This is a genomic window from Parapedobacter koreensis (assembly GCF_900109365.1).
Classification (GTDB): Bacteria; Bacteroidota; Bacteroidia; order Sphingobacteriales; family Sphingobacteriaceae; genus Parapedobacter; species Parapedobacter koreensis.
Genome location: NZ_FNZR01000003.1, coordinates 402,605 through 421,525 on the forward strand (window position 1 = coordinate 402,605; position 18,921 = coordinate 421,525).

Annotated in this window: 16 protein-coding genes; 7 read left to right on the top strand and 9 right to left on the bottom strand. The window is 49.0% G+C overall.

The features are described from left to right. Positions 1 to 2: 2 nt before the first annotated feature. A complete protein-coding gene (locus BMW65_RS09495) occupies positions 3 to 1,784 on the bottom strand; it encodes an ABC transporter ATP-binding protein (RefSeq protein WP_090604877.1) in 1,782 nt (593 codons plus the stop codon). Between the two features lie 207 nt (positions 1,785 to 1,991). Here BMW65_RS09495 and BMW65_RS09500 point away from each other — a divergent pair, with 207 nt between their 5' ends. The 7 genes from BMW65_RS09500 to BMW65_RS09530 all read left to right on the top strand — a co-directional run bounded on the left by BMW65_RS09500 (position 1,992) and on the right by BMW65_RS09530 (position 7,517). Further along, positions 1,992 to 3,032 (top strand): Glu/Leu/Phe/Val family dehydrogenase, encoded by a 1,041-nt coding sequence (locus BMW65_RS09500; protein WP_245747584.1) that lies wholly within the window; start codon positions 1,992 to 1,994, stop codon positions 3,030 to 3,032. Between the two features lie 44 nt (positions 3,033 to 3,076). Then, positions 3,077 to 4,024 carry a transcription antitermination factor NusB gene (gene nusB, locus BMW65_RS09505; protein ID WP_090604880.1) on the top strand — a complete coding sequence of 316 codons (948 nt, stop codon included), beginning with the start codon at positions 3,077 to 3,079 and terminating at the stop codon, positions 4,022 to 4,024. A gap of 74 nt (positions 4,025 to 4,098) precedes the next feature. Further along, the gene (locus tag BMW65_RS09510) at positions 4,099 to 4,563 is read left to right on the top strand and encodes a DUF1573 domain-containing protein (RefSeq protein WP_090604881.1); all 465 of its coding nucleotides are present in this window, start codon (positions 4,099 to 4,101) and stop codon (positions 4,561 to 4,563) included. 60 nt (positions 4,564 to 4,623) lie between these two features. Continuing rightward, entirely contained in the window at positions 4,624 to 4,941 is a 318-nt protein-coding gene (gene yajC / locus BMW65_RS09515) for a preprotein translocase subunit YajC (RefSeq protein ID WP_090605413.1), read from the top strand. 78 nt (positions 4,942 to 5,019) lie between these two features. Further along, a complete protein-coding gene (locus BMW65_RS09520; RefSeq protein ID WP_090604883.1) occupies positions 5,020 to 5,967 on the top strand; it encodes a CdaR family protein in 948 nt (315 codons plus the stop codon). Positions 5,968 to 5,970: 3 nt separating this feature from the next. Then, positions 5,971 to 6,567 carry a dephospho-CoA kinase gene (coaE, locus tag BMW65_RS09525; RefSeq protein ID WP_090604884.1) on the top strand — a complete coding sequence of 199 codons (597 nt, stop codon included), beginning with the start codon at positions 5,971 to 5,973 and terminating at the stop codon, positions 6,565 to 6,567. Then, positions 6,567 to 7,517 (top strand): MBL fold metallo-hydrolase, encoded by a 951-nt coding sequence (locus BMW65_RS09530; RefSeq protein ID WP_090604886.1) that lies wholly within the window; start codon positions 6,567 to 6,569, stop codon positions 7,515 to 7,517. Before coaE ends, BMW65_RS09530 begins: the two co-directional genes overlap by 1 nt. Before the next feature lie 3 nt (positions 7,518 to 7,520). Here BMW65_RS09530 and BMW65_RS09535 read toward each other — a convergent pair whose 3' ends face one another. The 8 genes from BMW65_RS09535 to BMW65_RS09570 all read right to left on the bottom strand — a co-directional run bounded on the left by BMW65_RS09535 (position 7,521) and on the right by BMW65_RS09570 (position 18,826). After that, complete coding sequence (locus BMW65_RS09535; RefSeq protein WP_090604888.1) at positions 7,521 to 8,255, bottom strand: MIP/aquaporin family protein; 735 nt, start codon at positions 8,253 to 8,255, stop codon at positions 7,521 to 7,523. Beyond that, positions 8,252 to 9,748 carry a glycerol kinase GlpK gene (glpK, locus tag BMW65_RS09540; protein ID WP_090604889.1) on the bottom strand — a complete coding sequence of 499 codons (1,497 nt, stop codon included), beginning with the start codon at positions 9,746 to 9,748 and terminating at the stop codon, positions 8,252 to 8,254. The genes BMW65_RS09535 and glpK overlap by 4 nt, the downstream gene beginning before the upstream one ends. Positions 9,749 to 9,786: 38 nt before the next feature. Beyond that, on the bottom strand, positions 9,787 to 11,379 hold the full coding sequence (locus BMW65_RS09545; RefSeq protein WP_090604891.1) for a glycerol-3-phosphate dehydrogenase/oxidase: 1,593 nt from the start codon (positions 11,377 to 11,379) through the stop codon (positions 9,787 to 9,789). An 80-nt stretch (positions 11,380 to 11,459) separates the two neighbouring features. Continuing rightward, positions 11,460 to 12,482 (bottom strand): hypothetical protein, encoded by a 1,023-nt coding sequence (locus tag BMW65_RS09550; RefSeq protein WP_090604893.1) that lies wholly within the window; start codon positions 12,480 to 12,482, stop codon positions 11,460 to 11,462. Between the two features lie 2 nt (positions 12,483 to 12,484). Continuing rightward, positions 12,485 to 14,194, bottom strand: a complete 1,710-nt coding sequence (locus BMW65_RS09555; protein ID WP_090604894.1) for an ArnT family glycosyltransferase — start codon at positions 14,192 to 14,194, stop codon at positions 12,485 to 12,487. A gap of 15 nt (positions 14,195 to 14,209) precedes the next feature. Then, a complete protein-coding gene (locus BMW65_RS09560) occupies positions 14,210 to 14,605 on the bottom strand; it encodes a GtrA family protein (protein ID WP_090604896.1) in 396 nt (131 codons plus the stop codon). 148 nt (positions 14,606 to 14,753) lie between these two features. Next, positions 14,754 to 16,004, bottom strand: a complete 1,251-nt coding sequence (odhB, locus tag BMW65_RS09565; protein ID WP_090604897.1) for a 2-oxoglutarate dehydrogenase complex dihydrolipoyllysine-residue succinyltransferase — start codon at positions 16,002 to 16,004, stop codon at positions 14,754 to 14,756. A gap of 26 nt (positions 16,005 to 16,030) precedes the next feature. Further along, positions 16,031 to 18,826 (bottom strand): 2-oxoglutarate dehydrogenase E1 component, encoded by a 2,796-nt coding sequence (locus BMW65_RS09570; RefSeq protein WP_090604899.1) that lies wholly within the window; start codon positions 18,824 to 18,826, stop codon positions 16,031 to 16,033. Positions 18,827 to 18,921: the final 95 nt, after the last annotated feature.

Sequence of the window (18,921 nt, forward strand, 5' to 3'; positions counted from 1 at the left end):
CCTTATACGGCTTCTTCCAGCAATTGTTTCTCGTACAGTTCGAAGTAACTGCCTTGCAGGGCAAGCAATTCTTCATGGGTTCCCTGTTCGATAATGGCGCCTTCATCCAACACGATGATGCGGTCGGCATTTTTGATGGTAGAGACCCTGTGCGCTATGAAAATGGTGCTCTTGCCTTTCATGTCCGTGCTAAGATTGCGCAGGATTTCTTCTTCCGTTTTGGTATCCACGGCAGACAGGCAATCATCGAAAATCAGCATTTGCGGATGCTTGATGAGTGCCCTTGCGATAGACACCCGTTGCTTTTGCCCACCGGATAAGGTAATTCCCCGTTCGCCGATGGTGGTTTCGAATCCCTTTTCAAAGGCGATAATATTCTCGTATACGGCCGCCCGTCTGGCGGCCCTTTCTACCTCATCCAGATCGGCTTTGTCCAGCCCGAAGGCAATATTATTGGCAATGGTATCGGAAAACAGAAAAACATCTTGCGGCACAAAGCCGATTTTGCTTCGGAACGCTTGCAACGGTAATTGGCGGATATCCTCGCCGTCGATGGTGATGTTGCCGGACTCGACGTCATACATGCGCATCAGCAGGTTGGCCAGCGTGGATTTGCCCGATCCGGTCCGGCCAATGATCGCAAGCAACTCACCGGGCCTTACTTCAAACGATACGTTTTTTGCCGCTTGGATACCGGTATCCGGATACGTAAAATTGACCTGTTCAAAACGGATATGCCCCTGCGTTTCGAAATGACCATGAGCAGCGGAGGTTATCGCCGGCTCGGTACGGAGAAATTCGTTGATGCGCTTTTGAGAAGCCGCCGCCCGCTGGATGAGTGAAGTGACCCAGGCTAATGCCATTGCCGGGAACGTCAGCTGGTTTACATAGATGATGAATTCGGCGATGTTGCCTGAAGTAATGGTGCCCTTGGCTACTTCCAAGCCCCCGATATACACCGTGATGACCGTGCTCAGCCCGATAAGCAATAGGATCAGCGGAAAAAAAATGGCTTCTGTCTTTACAAGTGCCAGCGAGGCTTGGCGATACGTGTTGCTTTCGTCCATAAAACGATCCATTTTGTCCACTTCCCGGTTATACGTCTTTATTACACGTATGCCCGAAAAGGTTTCTTGGACAAAAGTCGAAAGTGTTGAAAGCTGCTGTTGTATGTGCTCGCTGCGACGGTTGATAATCTTGTTGACGAATAATAAAATGGCAGACAGCACGGGTATGGGCATCAGCGCATAGAGCGCCAATGTGGAGTTTACGCTGATCATGGCGGCGATGACCATGATGGATAAGACCACGGTATTAATGGAATACATGACGGCCGGCCCGAGGTACGAACGTACCCTATTTACATCCTCCGTTATCCTGTTCATGAGGTCGCCGGTATTGTTCCTTCGGTAAAAAGCCATATCCAACTGTTGGTAATGATGGTAGATCTCATTTTTTAGATCATATTCGATATGCCGTGAGGTGAGGATGATTGTCTGGCGCATCAAGAAAAGAAACACCCCCCGGATAAGCGAGAGCAGCAATACCAATACGCCAAACAACAGCAAGCTATATCCGAAAATCTCATAGACAAGCTGCTGCCGCTCAAACCCATCAAATAAACGGTACATGCTGATGTTTTCTTTGACCAGGTCAAAGGCAATACGGATAACCTGGGCAGGCAGCACGCCGAAATAGTTTGAGACGATCACAAAAATGACGCCGGGAATCATCCGCCAGCGGTATTTGTAGAAATATTTATTGAGGTGTGCGAGGTGTTTCATTTGTGCATCGTTAGCCGCCGGCCAACGGAACCATTCCTGGAAGCATCAGGATTTAGCCCGGCGGAAGATGCAAAAATACGAAATGTTTGACCGCGTAGGTGACATGCATGAATATTTTTGCTAAGTTTGCCCCAAGATTGCAGTTCATCTCATAGCGTATAATGTTGTATGTCCGTACCTGCCAAAGATAATTCGTCCTTTAAATTGATGGCCCAATTCGGCCATCAGAAGCTTGTGTTCTGTAATGACGGTACTGTGGGGTTACAAGCAATCATAGCTATTCACGATACCACGCTCGGCCCTGCAATCGGGGGGGTAAGGATGCTTCCTTATCAAAATACCGACGAAGCCATTGACGACGTGCTGCGGCTTTCACGGGGCATGACCTATAAGGCTGCGGTGGCCGGAGTGAATCTGGGTGGGGGCAATGCGGCGATCATCGGTGATCACCGCACGCAGAAAAATGAAGTGTTGCTGCGCCGGTTCGGACAGTTTGTGGCCGAATTAAGCGGTACGTTTATTGCCTCATTGGATATTGGTACAACGCCCAAGGACATGGAATACCTGCGGATGGAGACGAAGCACGTAGCCGGCTTGCCCAAATCGCTGGGCGGCAGTGGGGATTCTGCCCCGTTTACCGCAAAAGGGGTATATTATGGCATCAAAGCTTCCTTGAAAGAGCTGTATGGCAACGATAGCCTGGCAGGCCGCACTGTAGCCGTACAAGGTGCCGGCAATGTGGGCGAACAGCTGATCGCCTTGCTGCGGGAGGAAAACGCCAAGGTATATGTCAGTGACATTGTTGAAGAGCGTATGGTGGAAATTGCCAATAAGTATAAGGCGGTAGCCGTTGCCAATACCAATATCTATGAATTGGATGTCGATGTCTATTCGCCCTGTGCATTGGGCGGCACGGTCAATAAAGACACCTTGGCCAAGATGCGGTGCCGGATCATCGCAGGCTCCGCTAATAACCAGTTGCGGAATGAGCAGGAGGATGGCCAATTGTTAATGGAAAAGAAAATTTTGTATGCGCCTGATTACCTCATCAATGCCGGAGGATTGATCAGCTGCTATTCAGAAATCGCAGGCTACAGTGTATCACGTACTGCCGCGCTTACTGAAAATATTTATGAAGCTACCCGTTCCGTATTGCGCAAGTCGATAAATGAAAATGTGGCTTCTTACCAAGCGGCAAACCAAATCGCAGAATCACGGATAGCGGATATGCGTAAAATCAAATACTAAAAGCTGTATGTTGGTATTTTTATCCAATCGTTCTTTATATTATTATGCTAAATAGAAGACACTTACGCGTCAAGGTATTACAGACACTGTATGCATACCAACTATCGGAGGACAAACAGGTCAGTAAGTTTGAAAAAGCGCTGTTAAAAAGCGTGGATCAGGTATACGAGATGTATATCTGGACGTTAAACTTATTGGATGAGGTATCGGATTATGTGCGGATTGATGCCGATGAACGCGCAAACAAGTATTTACCGTCAGCAGCAGATCTATCGCCCAATATCCGGTTATATACGAATACATTTATCGAATTATTGCGGCACAACGAAAAGTATAATGCAGGCGTAAAGCAATACAAAGTGTCGTGGAGTTTTGATCCGGAAATCGTGCGCATGGTCTTTTTCCAATTGAAAGACACAGAGGCCTATGCCACTTATTTGAGCCAGGATGATCGCTCCATTGCCGCGGAAAAAGATATTGTCAAGTTCATTTTCAAAAAGATTATCCTTAAAGCACCGGCCATCGAGCAAGTATTTGAGGAAAAATTTATCAACTGGTCGGTAGACAAAGAAGTGTTGCAGGCAATGATCGCCAAAACCTTCAAGAATTTCACGAGCGAAAACCCCAGCCAGAACCAGTTGGCCGAGCTGACACCCAATTGGCAGGAAGACAGGCAATTCATTACGGATTTATTGGGGCATGCCATCCGTTATGCCGATGAATACCAGCAGTTGATCAGCACAAAAACCAAGAACTGGGAAGCGGATAGGATAGCCTTATTGGACAACCTGTTGATGCGTATGGCAATTTGTGAGCTGCTTAATTTTCCCACGATTCCCGTGAAGGTCACGATCAACGAATACATCGAAATATCCAAGGTATTCAGTACGGCCAAAAGCAATACCTTTATCAATGGCATCCTGGATAAGATTTTGAATGAGCTGCAGACCGCAGGAAGAATACGTAAATATGGACGGGGGCTGGTGCAATGACACAAACAAGTCTAACTATCCCTTGTTTTTAAATAACATATAACACTATATTATCAACGTTAATTGCGAGAACCATGAAATGGATATCCTTATTTTTTTTGGGATTGATGTTAATCACATCCTGCAACAGTGGAAAAAACCAAGAACAGGAAGCAGAAGAGATACCTTTGGAGCAGCAGGGCAAACAACCCGTTGGCCAGACGATCATACCTGGAAGCGATTCCATCAATGCGGTATTGGCCGTGGAGAATGATGCCTATGATTTTGGGAAGGTCAAAGAGGGGGAAAAGGTCGAACACGAGTTTAAATTTACCAATACAGGCACCTCGCCGCTAATTATCTCCAATGTGCAGGCATCATGCGGATGCACGACTCCTGAATATTCAAAAAATCCGATAGCCCCAGGTGAAGAAGGCCTGGTGAAAGTCGTGTTTAACAGTGCGGGGCAAGTGGGCAAGCAGCATAAGGTGGTGACGGTCACATCCAATGCAGTCAGCCGCAATACACTGTTACACCTGCGCGGTGAAGTGGTGAAGTAGCCGTATTAAAACCCAAAACAAGTAACAAAAAGCAAACAACCCAATAATTACAAACAAATGATTACATCAACAATTTTATTGCAGGCTGGGGGTGCCGGGGGAATCATGGGATTCCTGCCCATGATTCTGATTATTGTCGTTTTTTATTTTTTCATGATCCGGCCACAAATGAAGAAGGCCAAAGATCATAAGAAATATATTGAAGAACTGAAAGTAAACGACCGGGTAGTAACAACGGCCGGCATACACGGACGTCTTGTTGAAATTTCCGAAACCACGTTTCTTGTCGACGTCGGTGGCGGAGTTAAGATTCGCTTCGATAAATCCGCGATTGCCCTCGACGCGTCGAAGGCACAGAATGCGGCACCGAAAGCCTAATTTTTTTGACACCCTTAAAACCGCAAAGGCGCACACAAAACCGTTGGCGGCTTTGTGGTTTTCTAAACTTGTTTAGTAATGCCGGTTCTGAAATTAAATAAAACACAGCGGCGCAAACTAAGCATTTTTGCTAAATGCATCATTTTTTCCTTTTTGGCGTGGGCGCTCTTTGCCATATCGAACGACTATGTCTTTACCGTAAAATCGAATGTACAGTACGTCAATGTACCCGATAGCAGGGCCTTCCATCCACTGCAATCGGATACGGTAAGTGTGCGGCTGCAAGCCAAGGGGTGGCAATTGCTGTTTACGACATTGCAGGCAACCACGCAGACCATCCAGGTAGACCTGAGCGGCTTGGAACGCCGCAACTGGATTGTCTTTGCTAATCAGCTCGGGTTTATCAACCGCCAGTTCCCCGCTAATCAGCGTGTGATATCGGTGTCGCCCGATACGCTGTATTTTGATTTTTCAAAACAAACTGAACGGAAAGTGCCCGTGAAGGCGTTGTATAACCTGCAATTCAGTAAACAATACGATGTCATCGACGAATTGCGTATTTCTCCGGAATATGTGACCATCACCGGCCCGCTCGAAGATGTCGTGCAAATCGAACATTGGGAAACCGATACCATCCGGTCTGCGGCTGTCAAAAATGATATCCATACCATCGCTTACTTAAAACAAAATCAGCGGGCCAATATCAATGTATATCCCACATCGGTGGAGGTCGATATTCCGGTAGGTGAAATCACCGAAAAGATCCTTGAAGTACCGCTGAAAGCGGAGAATATGCAGCGGTTTAGCTCGGTGAAATTGCTGCCGGGTAAGGTGAAGCTTACGGTCATGGTGTCCCTGCGGGATTACACGAAGGTGACAAGCAATGCGTTTGAGGCGGTCGTCAATATGGACGATTGGGCGGATAATGACATCAGTAGCTTGCCGGTCATCATCACTCAAATGCCCAAATTTTGCAAGCTGGTGAAGATAGAACCGCAGAATGTTGATTTTTTTGTCAGGAGATAAGCTATGCAATCGTTGAAAATCGGCGTGACCGGAGGGATAGGCAGTGGAAAATCCACGATTTGCAGGATATTCAGCGTTTTGGGTATTCCTGTTTTTGATGCAGACCGCGAGGCGCGAAGGTTAATGACAGCGGATGCGGGGCTGGTACGAGCCATTCAGGCTGAATTTGGCAGGGAAGCTTACCAGAAAGACGGTTCCCTAAACCGCGCTTACCTGGCCGCTCAAGTGTTTAACGACAGAACTAAATTGAAACAATTGAATGCATTGGTACATCCCGTAGTTATCCAGGCGGGGGAAGCGTGGGCAGCCGAGCAGGATGCACCCTATACCATAAAAGAGGCAGCATTGCTTTTTGAAAGCGGTTCCTTCAAATTAAATCATTATAACATCTTGGTGAAAGCTCCCGAGGCCATACGTATCGAACGGGTTATCAAACGCGATGGGGTGACCGCCGAACAGGTGCGGTCTCGTATGGCCCAGCAATGGCCCGAAGCAGAAAAGGAGTCGCTGGCAGATGAGGTCATTTTTAATGACGGTGTACAGGCCGTCATTCCGCAAGTCTTGAAGCTCGACCATTTTTTTCGCACACAACGGTTATAATGGTTGCACAAATCTTAGCTGACTTTCTGGTCAAGCGGCCTGAAGGGTATTATTGTAAATATGGCGACTTTTTTGTCGACCCCTTATCGCCGGTAAGCAGGGCACTGGTGTCACACGCGCACGCCGATCATGCAAGCCCGGGGCACGGCGAGATTTATTGCACTCCCCCAACGGCTGCCTTTATGCGGTATCGGTACAGCCGCCAGCCCTTCGGTAGTTTTCGGGAATTTCATTATCACCAACCCTTTCAGGTAGGGGGCGTGACGATCCATTTCATGCCGGCAGGGCATATACTGGGATCGGCCCAGCTTGTCATGGCGTACAATGGCATCCGATACCTGTATACTGGCGATTACAAGTTGCAGGCGGATGATACGTGTGAGCCTTTGGAAGCCGTGCAAGCTGATGTCCTGATTACGGAAAGTACTTTTGCCCATCCGCAAGTCACACATCCGGATCCGGTGGCCGAAATCTCCAAAATAAATGGCAAGCCTCATCACGTGTTGTTAGGCTCCTATGCGTTGGGCAAAGCCCAGCGTCTTACATCGCTGCTCAATAAACATTGTCCGGAAAGGCGGGTACTTGTCCACCATGGCATATTGCCCATCCACCAGCTGTACGCATCAATGGGAATTAAGCACCTGCGCTACGAGCCTTATAACCGCAAGGAAATGAAAACCCAAACGGCGCACCACATCTACCTGGTGCCACCCATGGCATTCAACAGCTATTTCCGGGCTACCAACGTCATCCGTGTATTCGCGTCAGGGTGGAAGCACCTGCAACACCACAACGATATGGAGCTATACATTTCAGACCATGTAGACTGGAAAGACATCCTCCATTATATTGCACAGGTGAATCCGCGCGAAATATGGACCATCCATGGCGATGGCCGCCATTTGGCAGATCATTATAGCGGCCAAATAATGGTGAAAACCCTCGGATAGGACTTACGTGCCCAGCCAGCGGAACAAGAAAGCAGCCAGCAGGGCACCCAGGATCGGCCCCACCACTGGTATCCAAGCGTACGCTGCATCGAACCGTGCTTTGTCTTTTATGGGCAGCAAGGCATGCATGATGCGGGGTCCCAGGTCGCGGGCTGGGTTGATGGCATATCCGGTAGTGCCCCCCAATGCCAGGCCGATCACCCACACGAGAAATGCCACTGGTATGGCACCGATGGAGCCCAGGCCTACCGGCAGGGCATGGTCGCCACCCAATTCGGCATCCGTGAAGTAAAAAATCGTGGTCAGCAGCACGAAGGTGCCGATGATTTCGCTGGCCAGGTTGACCGGATAATTCCGGATAGCGGGCGATGTGCAAAATACAGCTTGTTTAGCTGCGGCATCCGACGTGGCTTTAAAGTGATCCTGATAAATAAGCCAGACGAAAAAAGCACCCCCCATTGCACCAAGGAACTGGGCAATGACGTAAGACAGGGCATCCGCTGCACCGATATTTCCGGTAATCAGCATGGCCAATGTCACTGCGGGATTGAGGTGTGCGCCGCTATAGGGCCCGGCAATGACCACGCCCACGAACACAGCCAGTGCCCAGGCCGTGGTGATGACCATCCAGCCGCTATGATGGCCCTTCGTGCCAGTGAGCACGACGTTGGCCACCACGCCGCCCCCCAATAAAATAAGAAATCCGGTGCCGATGGTTTCTGCGATGAATGGTGTCATAGTTGGTTGTTTTTAAACGTCTTAGCGGTTTCCACCGCGCGGTGCCAGTTTGCAATGGCCGGATTTGCTTGGTAGGTATGGTCCGGTACAAACGTCGTTTCAATCTGCCATTGGTCTTGGATATCGTCCGTACTCTTCCACAGCCCTACCGCAAGGCCGGCTAAATAAGCTGCCCCGATGGCTGTGGTTTCCGTGATCTGGGGCCTTACGACATTCGCTTGCAGGATATCCGCCTGGAATTGGAGCAAGAGGTTGTTTGCCGTAGCTCCGCCATCCACCCGGAGCTCCTTGAGCTGCGTACCGGCATCCGCCTCCATCGCCCGGAGGATATCCAGCGTCTGGAAAGCGATGCTTTCCAGTGCTGCACGTGCGATATGGGCGGCATTGCTACCCCTGGTGAGCCCCACGATGGTGCCTCTTGCATAGGGATCCCAATAGGGGGCTCCTAATCCGGAGAAAGCGGGCACCATGTACACCCCATCGGTGTCCGCCACTTTTGATGCCAATTCCTCGACGTCCGACGACCTGCGGATAATGCCCAGTCCATCACGTAACCATTGTACGACCGCGCCGCCGATAAAAATGCTCCCTTCAAGTGCATAGCTCACCTGATCACCCAGTTTCCAGGCAATGGTGGTCACCAGGTTGTTGGCGGATAGGATAGGTTTGTCCCCGATGTTCATCAGCATGAAACATCCCGTGCCATAGGTATTTTTTACCATGCCTACCTGCGTGCACAACTGGCCGAAAAGTGCAGCCTGCTGATCACCGGCAATACTGGCAATGGGAATTTTGGCGGCCAGGATGTTGGCGGCTGTTTTTCCATAAATTTCCGAAGAGCTCCTCACCTCGGGCAGCAAGCCCATCGGGATGTCGAAGAGCTCAAGCAATTCATCATCCCATTTCAGGGTATGGATATTGTAAAGCATGGTACGCGATGCATTGGATACGTCGGTAAGGTGTTTTTCACCCCCAGTAAGATTCCATATCAACCAGCTATCGACGGTACCGAACGCCAATTGCCCGCGCTTGGCTTTTTCATAAGCGCCTTCGACATGCGTGAGTATCCACTTGATCTTACTGGCGGAGAAATAAGCATCTATCAACAATCCCGTCTTCCGTCTGATCAGATCCCCGTATCCGTTTTCGATGAGTTCGTCACAGTACTCAGCGGTACGCCTGTCTTGCCAAACAATGGCTGGATAAATGGCCTGCCCGCTATGCCGGTCCCAGATGATGGTGGTTTCGCGTTGGTTGGTGATACCTATCGCTGCGATGGATGCCGCTTTTAGCCCTGCATTGGCCACGGCTTCGGTGGCTACGGCGAGCTGGCTCGACCAAATCTCCTTTGGATCGTGTTCTACCCAGCCCGATTTGGGGTAGTACTGCTTGAATTCTTTTTGTGCAAGCGCGACAATGCTGCCCGCTTTGTCGAAAATGATAGCACGCGAACTGGTCGTACCTTGATCTAAAGCTAAAATATATGGGCTCATCCTAATTGGTTATTTTGATTCTTACCTAATAGTAACGGTTAAGCAATGCCCGTTATTTCTTTTGGCAGGTAACCTTTCGCAAGCAGGTTATACTGCTCGATTTGGCTGGTTATCCATTTTTCATCCTTATGCAGCTCGGTAGCCATAATGCGCGCTACTTTCGGTGCCATTTCCATGGATTTTGCAGCATCCAGAAACAATATTCTAAGCCGTCTTGCCAATACGTCTTCTACGGTTCTTGCCATTTCATGTTTCACCATCCATACGACTTCGGCAGTAATATGGCCGAATCCGCCGGGCAATTTTTCCTGCAGTGCCGGATCCATATCGGCCAATGCTTGGATACTCGATGCATCATCGCCGTAATACGCCCAATGGCCCGCTTGTTTTTGTGTACGATGGCCATGGATTTTTACCGTCTTCGTGCGGCAATCCCGGGGTACTAAACCGCCAGCTGCGATCGCTTTATCTACCGTTTCTTCGGCCATTTTGCGGTAGGTGGTCCACTTGCCACCGGTAATGGTAATCAAGCCGGAAGGATTGACCATCAATTTATGGTCACGGGAAATTTCCTTGGTTGATTCGCTGGCTTTACCTGGAGCAGCGAGGGGTCTCAGCCCTGCAAAAACGCTTAAGATATCTTTCCGCTGGGGAGGATTGGTGAGGTATGTTGCCGCAGTTTTGAGGATGAAATCAATTTCAGCATCCAGCGGCCGTGGCTCCAAACTATGAGTGCTTATCGGGACATCGGTGGTGCCCAGCAACAGCTGGCCATGCCAAGGAATACCAAAAAGAACCCGGCCATCGCTTGTTTTGGGAATCATCAACGCATCGCGGTTGCCAAGGAAAGCACGGTCTACGACGACGTGTGTCCCCTGGCTGGGCCTTATCAGCGGCTGGTGCTTGTCGATATCCAATTGCAGGATGTCATCCACGAAGACACCCGTGGCATTGATGACTACTTGGGCATTGATCTCAAATTCCCTGCCCGTTTCTTCGTCTGTAAAACCAATCCCAATTACCTTGCCATGGTCATCTTTGAGCAGTTTAGTTACCCTGCAATAATTGAGTAACGTGCCACCGTATTGGGCAGCAGTTTGCCCAAGATTAATGGCCAGCCGCGCATCGTCGAATTGCCCGTCGAAATAGCGTATCCCGCCCTTTAAACCGTTGGTATTTATGCCGGGGATATGGCTAACGGTTTCCTTTGTCGATACGAACGTTGATTTACCGATGCGGTAACGTCCGGCCAACCAATCATATAATTTGAGCCCGATTAGGTATTTCCATTTATCAAAAAATGAGTAGCAGGGAATAAGGAAAGATTGGATGTGCGCAAGGTGCGGCGCATTGTTGAAAAGGATACCCCGTTCGTGCAAGGCATGAAGGACTAATTTGATATCGCCCATAGCCAGGTAACGCACGCCGCCGTGCACCAGTTTGGTGCTCCTGCTTGATGTGCCTTTAGCAAAATCATGCTGTTCCACCAAGAGGGTTTTATAGCCCCTGGTAGCGGCGTCTACTGCGATCCCCAGCCCTGTTGCCCCGCCACCGATGATGGCAAAGTCCCATGGGGAATGCTTCGCTGCTTGTTGAAGCGCAGCGTTTCTATCGAATACAGGGGTACTCATGAATTGCGGAGAAATTCCAAACCTAAATTGCCTTTGGTATGCAAGTTACAAAAAATGGTATACCAAAAGGCAATTATTTGTCACGGCCGCCTGGTATATAGCCTGCCGAGGTTGTACTGTAAGGAAAATTGCTGCTGGTTGTCTATAGCTCCGCGTGTAAAATGGAAGCTTAATGTAAATTTGCCCTCCAGCCCTTTGTATTGCAATGGTTTCCATCCCAGCTCCAACCGATCGTAAAAATCGGCCGTATAAAATCGATCGCCGTAAGCAATATCCAGTTTCTCCCCTTTATAAAACGTGTTGGCAATAAAGATCTTGCGGTATTCTGCATAGACATCGGCTATAAAACCCTTGGGGGTACGCCATCCATAGATCCCGCGTAGCCGGTCATAGGCAATGATTCCGCCTGCGCTGATGTCCAATGAATCGAGGAATGACAAGCCCGATAGATCGGTTCCCAGCTTGGCCATGGCTGCCCCATTGTCCCTTACAGGCCTTTCGTTTTCATCGGTATTGTTTTTTCGGCCTGCATCATGCCAAAGCGTGACGTTGTGCGACAGGTAAAGAAAATTCATGTCTACACGGCCCGAAAGCCCAACCATGAACTGCTCCCGCGCGGTCTCCGTCTGCCTGCTGGTCCAGTCAATCCATAGCTGCTGATGGAAGGCGCTGTTTTGATACCTCCAGAGCATCCCTTCAATGTTTGGCCGGTAATAGTTCAGCGTGTCATTCAATAACGCCCGGTGATAGCCGTTGAGCAGATCCTTGCGGGGAAACATGCCGATATAAAAATCGTGTCCCTTTTGTTTATAATTGTAGTAGATAGTCGGTATGATGTCTTTTGCCGTGGTTTCGGCGGAGCCGAATTCGTGCAGGAAGTTTACCCCCCCATGCAAAAAATGAATGCTATCCATGGACAAATTGATTTCGGGGGCAATCCGCACGCCGAGGATCGATTGCGAGTACCGGTTGGATTTCGCATACTCCCGGTTATCTGCGAAGCCGTGGAAGTGGACATTCCATCCGATATCCTGTGCATGGGATTTCCCGGTGACAGCCAGTAGGAAGAAGAAAAGAAACAATGGGCGGTAGTGAGCAAACATACTTAGTTGGTTATGATGGATATCGGTATTTTTTTGCTGTTTCGTGATCCCACGAACGGATCGGTTCGTATGGAAAAAACCAATGCGTAGTCGCCGGGGGAATCAGGCATGCGAATGGGCGTGGAAAGCATGGCCGATTCGCCGGGGGCGATACGTAACTGGCGGTAGTCCGTGCTGATTTCTTCAAAAGCTACCTGTTGGAAAAAGTGCTTCGTAAAGCCATATTCGATGAAACAATCCCATTTTTCGCCTTCGTTGGAAAAGGAGATGGTGTCGCTATACGGATTGTATATTTCGAGCGTTACCTGTTGCAGCGTAGCTGTGGTGGCCTGTCTTTCAATGCCTTTTGCGGTAATGGTTATTTTTTGGTATGTCCTTACCGAATCGATGTAAGCAATGTACAGCCGTCCTTTTTCTGTATCCATGGAATCTTGCTTCCCAACGTCAATGGGAGTGGATGAGGCAAAATAGGCTCCGTGGTTCCGGATACTGTCTTCAATGGGCCAGTAATCGTACTGGGTTTTGCGGTAATGGCGTGTATTGTAAGAAAAGCCCTTGGTGGTGTTGTTCGTAAAATTGTAATAGGAAATGTCCTGAAATCCGTTGTCCATGATGAGTGGTTCATCCGTTGCGATGGCATGCAGTTGGCGGGCAAACTGCTCTTTTCCCCAAAATTGTTTAAGGCCCTTTATCTTGGATAATCCAGGAAGTGGATAAACCAACAAAACCCTGGCCAAGAAAATCAATGCAATATTGGCATACAATAGCCGCGTGAACCACGATGGCACCCTGGGCATCCGTGCGAGGTAAATATAGGCCAATAGAAAGAACGGGATGAACGCCAGCAGCGTCCAGTGGGCTTGGACCCGGCTGTTGAATGCACTGATCAAAAAGAAGAGCAAAAATCCAAAGCAGTTGAATTTCAATACCCGCAGAAAGGTATCGGTCGTCTTTTGCTTATATACGTAGTAGTATAAAAAAATGCCGGTCAGCGGCCCAACGATAAGCAGCTGCCCCAAGATGAAGTCGCTGATGAACGAAAAGCGGTAAACTTGCGACGTGCGGTCAAGGAGATGGTAGACCAGGGAAGGGTAGCCGTTGTTGACCTGCCAGCGGATATGTGGCAGGAAAAAGATCGTGGCCAGCAGGGCAATGAGCCAGAAACTTGGGCGCTTGAGGAGTTTCCAATGGGCCATCAGTGTAAATAGGATGACCAGTATCGCGTGGTATTTGCTGTATAGCATGCCCGCTACGATCAAGGCAAGCATGACCGCATATCGGGGCTTATCTTCGTGGAGGTAGCCACGCAGGACATCATAAAACAGCACCGTAAAAAAGAACAGGGGCGTGTCTGGCGTGGTAATAAAACTATACACATGCAGGATAAGCATACCGCTGTACAGCAAGATGAACAGCTTCGCATTGTCCGCATAGGCCTTTGCGATTTTCCACAGCACCCATACCGCGATGGCGTTGGAAATCACGCTGACCAGCCGGGCCCCCAAAGGAGCCTGTGTCCATAGCGTGCCCATTTTGATAAACAAGGCCACCATCGGTGGATGGTCATAGTATCCCCAATCCAAAAACCGGCTATATACCCAATAGTACGCTTCATCATAGTGCAATTCCGAAAAGGCAGATTGCACAAGATTAATGGCCAACCATACCCCTATAAAGTAGCAAATGACCGCGTTAGTGGATTTGGTAGCCATATATCATGATTAAGATTAAGCTGAAAAGGTATACATGTAATTGCCTAAAAAATTCCATACCGATACGATGGCAATGGCAATGAGCTTGGCAAGGTAAAAATTGAGCTTTGACCTCCCATGCAAGATAAACAATACCAGGTTATTGATGAGCAACCCAACCAGCGCGAACCCCACAAACTTTGAAAACTCCAGGAACAGGCCTTGATTGCCAAAGACTTTAAATGTCCAGTACTTGTTTAGGAGGTAGTTGTTTACCGTTGCCACGCAAAAACCGAGCGAATTGGCGAGGTATTTGGGAAAGCGGAATTTCTCCTTGCAAACCCAGGTGACGCCAAAATCAACCACGACACCGGACAAACCCACAACACCAAACCGCAAAAATTTGGCAAAAAACTCGGAATCAAATACCATACGGGCAAAGTTTTGCCAAACTTAGATAAACTTGCATATAAAAGCAAGTTTATTCGCCATGTCACCCCCCCAAAGAAAACTGCGCTACCGGAAAATGGATTCTGGTAGCGCAGCTATGGTTTTTCTGCTTTTGGATATCCGGCAGCCGTCAGATTTCCAGCAAGAGCCTTGCCGGGTCTTCCAGCAACTGCTTAACGCGTACAAGAAAACTGACCGATTCGCGGCCATCGATAATCCGGTGGTCATACGACAAGGCGATGTACATCATCGGCCGGATCACCACCTGCCCATTTTCTGCAACGGGGCGCTCAATGATATTGTGCATGCCCAAGATGGCAGACTGCGGCGCATTGATGATGGGTGTAGACATCATGGAGCCGAAGACCCCACCATTGGTAATGGTAAAGGTACCCCCGGTCATTTCTTCGATGGTCAGTTTGTTGTCCCGTGCTTTCGTCGCCAGGTCGATCACCGCTTTTTCAATTTCATGGAGCGATAGGGAGTCGGCATTGCGGATGACGGGTACGACAAGGCCCTTCGGCGCCGATACGGCAATGGACACATCCACGAAATCGCTGTATACAATTTCATCGCCATCAATACGGGCATTTACGGCGCGCCATTCTTTCAAGGCAGTACACACGGCCTTGGTAAAAAATGACATGAACCCAAGTCCAACGCCATGTTTTTCCTTGAATATTTCTTTGTATTTAGCCCGCAAATCCATGATAGGCTTCATGTTCACCTCGTTGAACGTGGTGAGCATGGCGGTTTCATTTTTCACGGCTACCAATCGTTTGGCAATCGTTTTGCGAAGTGAAGAAAGTTTTTCGCGGCGTTCGTTTCTCGAACCGCTGGGGGCTTTTGGGGCCTCGGCGGTGGTTGCCGGCTTGGCGGGTTCAGCGGGTTTGGCTTTTGGAGCCTCCGTCTTGTCGGCTTTTTCAGCGTCTTCCTTGGTAATGCGTCCGTCCTTGCCTGTACCCTTCAGGGATGCGGGGTCGATATCTTTTTCCCTAAGGATCTTCGCGGCAGCGGGAGAAGCCGTGCCGGTGGCATAATTGCTGCTGCCATCAGCTTGTGCAGATGCTATGGGGGCACTATCTTGCACGTTTTCCGTTGCTTTCGGAGCCTCGGGTTTTTTTTCACTGGCTGCAGCCGATGCTCCACCTTCCTCGATAGTAGCTACCAAAGCCCCGATTTCGAGGGTGTCGCCTTCCTGTGCTACGATCCGAAGTATGCCGGCCTTTTCTGCTGGCAATTCAAATGTGGCTTTGTCTGATTCCAGCTCAGCAATATTCTCGTCCATTTCTACATAATCCCCATCTTGTTTCAGCCATTGGGACAGGGTTACTTCTGAAATGGATTCGCCTACCGTTGGTACTTTTATTTCTACACTCATATATTTGACTATGTTAAATGCTTGGGTCAGTCTACTTTAGCGGCAACTTTTACGTTAGCTTTTATCTTTTCTTTTACTTCTGGTCCGGCCTTGTCTTCAAAAGCCCGACCCACCACGGCAAGCTGCTGCGTGATATGTTGCTTGGCGTACCCTGTGGCTGTGCTGCTGCTTTCCTTGCGGGATATCACCTCTAACGCAATGTTCCGGTTCCTGAATTTACGGCAGATGTAAGGCCATGCACCCATATTTTCAGGTTCTTCCTGCACCCAGAAAAACTCGGTGGCATTTTTGTATTTGTTCCGTATCGCACGAAGTTTGTCCATCGGGGTGGGATAGAGCTGCTCCACGCGTACGACCGCTACATCCGTGCGGGTATCCGTTTGTTGTTTTTCAAGGAGGTCGTAATAGATCTTGCCCGAGCAGAAGAGTACCCGTTTTACATCTGCCAATTTTACATAGCTGTCGTCAATGACCTCCTGAAATTGGGACTTGGCGGTAAATTCAGAGATGTCGCTTACGACCTTTGGATGCCGTAGCAAGCTTTTCGGGGTGAAGACAATGAGCGGCTTCCGATAGTCACGTTTGATTTGCCTGCGAAGCACATGGAAAAAGTTAGCCGGCGTGGTACAATTCACGATTTGCATGTTGTTTTCCGCACAAAGCTCCAGAAAGCGCTCAATGCGTGCCGAAGAGTGTTCGGGTCCTTGGCCTTCCAAGCCATGCGGTAAAAGCATGACCAAGCCATTGGAGCGCCGCCATTTGGTCTCCGCACTTGAAATGTATTGATCTACGATGATTTGCGCACCGTTGTAAAAATCACCGAACTGCGCTTCCCATATGGTCAACGATTGCGGATTGGCCAATGCATAGCCATACTCGAATCCCAGTACGCCGTATTCCGAGAGGTGCGAGTTGTAGATGTTAAAGCGCTCACCACCGCTTAGTTGCTGTAGTGGTGTGTATTCTTCTTCGGAGTCTTCCAATGTGAGCACTGCGTGGCGATGCGAAAAGGTGCCGCGTTTTACGTCTTGTCCGCTTACCCGTACCCGTGCGCCTTCACTGAGCAACGTAGCATAAGCCATCAGTTCACCCATCGCCCAATCGAATGTCTTTTGCTCGACCATTTTGAGCCGTTCGTCAAAGAGGCGTGATATCTTGCGGAAAAACTTCTTGTCTTTCGGCAGCGTACTGATTTCCTTGGCAAGGTTGAGGAACGTTTTTTCCGCGATACCCGTCTTGGCCGGCACAAAAATGTCTTCATATTTTGCTTTACGAAGCCCCTTCCAGGCACCCGAGTACATCGGATTGTCCTGCGTTAAGTTTTCTTCTTCCTTCGACTCATCCAAGCGTGCTTGCAGGAGCTTGCGGAAATCTTTTTCCATTTCCTTGGCCAGGTTGGCGTCCACGCTTCCTTGTTCCAGCAACTTCTTGTTGTATATTTCACGCGGATTGGCGTGTTGTTCAATGGCTTTATAAAGCAATGGCTGGGTAAACTTGGGTTCGTCAGCCTCATTGTGGCCATACCGCCTGTAACACAAGAGATCGATGAATACATCGGTGTGGTACTTTTGGCGGTATTCAACAGCCATATTAATGGCGTAGACCAACGCTTCCACGTCATCCCCATTGACATGGAAGACCGGTGATAAGGTCACCTTGGCTATATCTGTACAATACGTAGATGACCGACCATCTTTGAAATTGGTGGTAAAACCCACTTGGTTGTTGACTACAATATGAATCGTACCCCCCGTGCGGAACCCTTCCAGTTTGGACATCTGGATGACCTCGTACACGATGCCTTGCCCAGCCACGGCGGCATCGCCGTGGATAAGTATCGGTGCGATTTTGGTCGCATCACCTTCATATTTCATGTCAATTTTGGAACGCACGATACCTTCCACGACCGGATCCACAGTTTCCAGGTGGGAAGGATTGGGCACCAGGCTTAAATGCACATTGGCGCCATTGTCCGTTGTGATGTCGGTGGAATACCCCAAGTGGTACTTGACGTCCCCCCCGAAATCTTGTTCGGCTTCCTCGGCGTATGTCTTGCCCTCAAACTCAGAGAAAACGGTTTCATAAGACTTGCGCAAAATATTGGTAAGCACATTGAGCCGCCCACGATGGGCCATGCCGAGGACAAATTCCTGGATACCCAGGTCGGCACCTTTCTCGATGACGGAATCCAACGCGGGAATCAAGCTTTCCGCGCCCTCCAAGGAGAAGCGTTTTTGGCCCAGGAACTTCGTGCCCAGGAAATTTTCGAATACGACAGCTTCATTAAGTTTCTGCAATATCCGCTTTTTCTTTTCCAGTGGGAAATTGGGTGTATTGCGCTCGCCTTCCATGCGGTCCTGCAACCATTTTATTTTTTCCGGGCTCCGGATGTACTTAAATTCTGCCCCGATGGAGCGGCAGTACGTGTCTTCGATTAATTGGCGGATATCGCGCAATTTGGCGGGACCCAAGCCGATTTCCACGCCGGCATTGAATATGGTGTCCATGTCGGCTTCACTCAAGCCGAATGTTTCCAATTCTTTGCCCGGATAATATTTCCGGCGTTGCCGTACGGGATTGGTCTCGGTGAATAAATGACCACGGTCTCGGTAACCGTTAATCATGTTCAGTACATTGATTTCCTTCAGCACATGATCGGGAGTGGTATTGGCGGCGGTAGCGGTACCATTTTGGCCGAAATCAAAACCTTCGAAAAACTTTTGCCAGCCGAAATCAATAGCATTGGGATCTTCTTTATATGCTCTGTATAACGAGTCGATATAGGCCGAATCTGCGTTACTAAGATAAGAAAGCTTGTCCATTTAGTTGTTTATACAATAATGCGTCAAAGTTATAATTATTAAATTGTTTACCATAGCAATATCCCACAATTTTATAGCCAAATTTTAGTCATAAT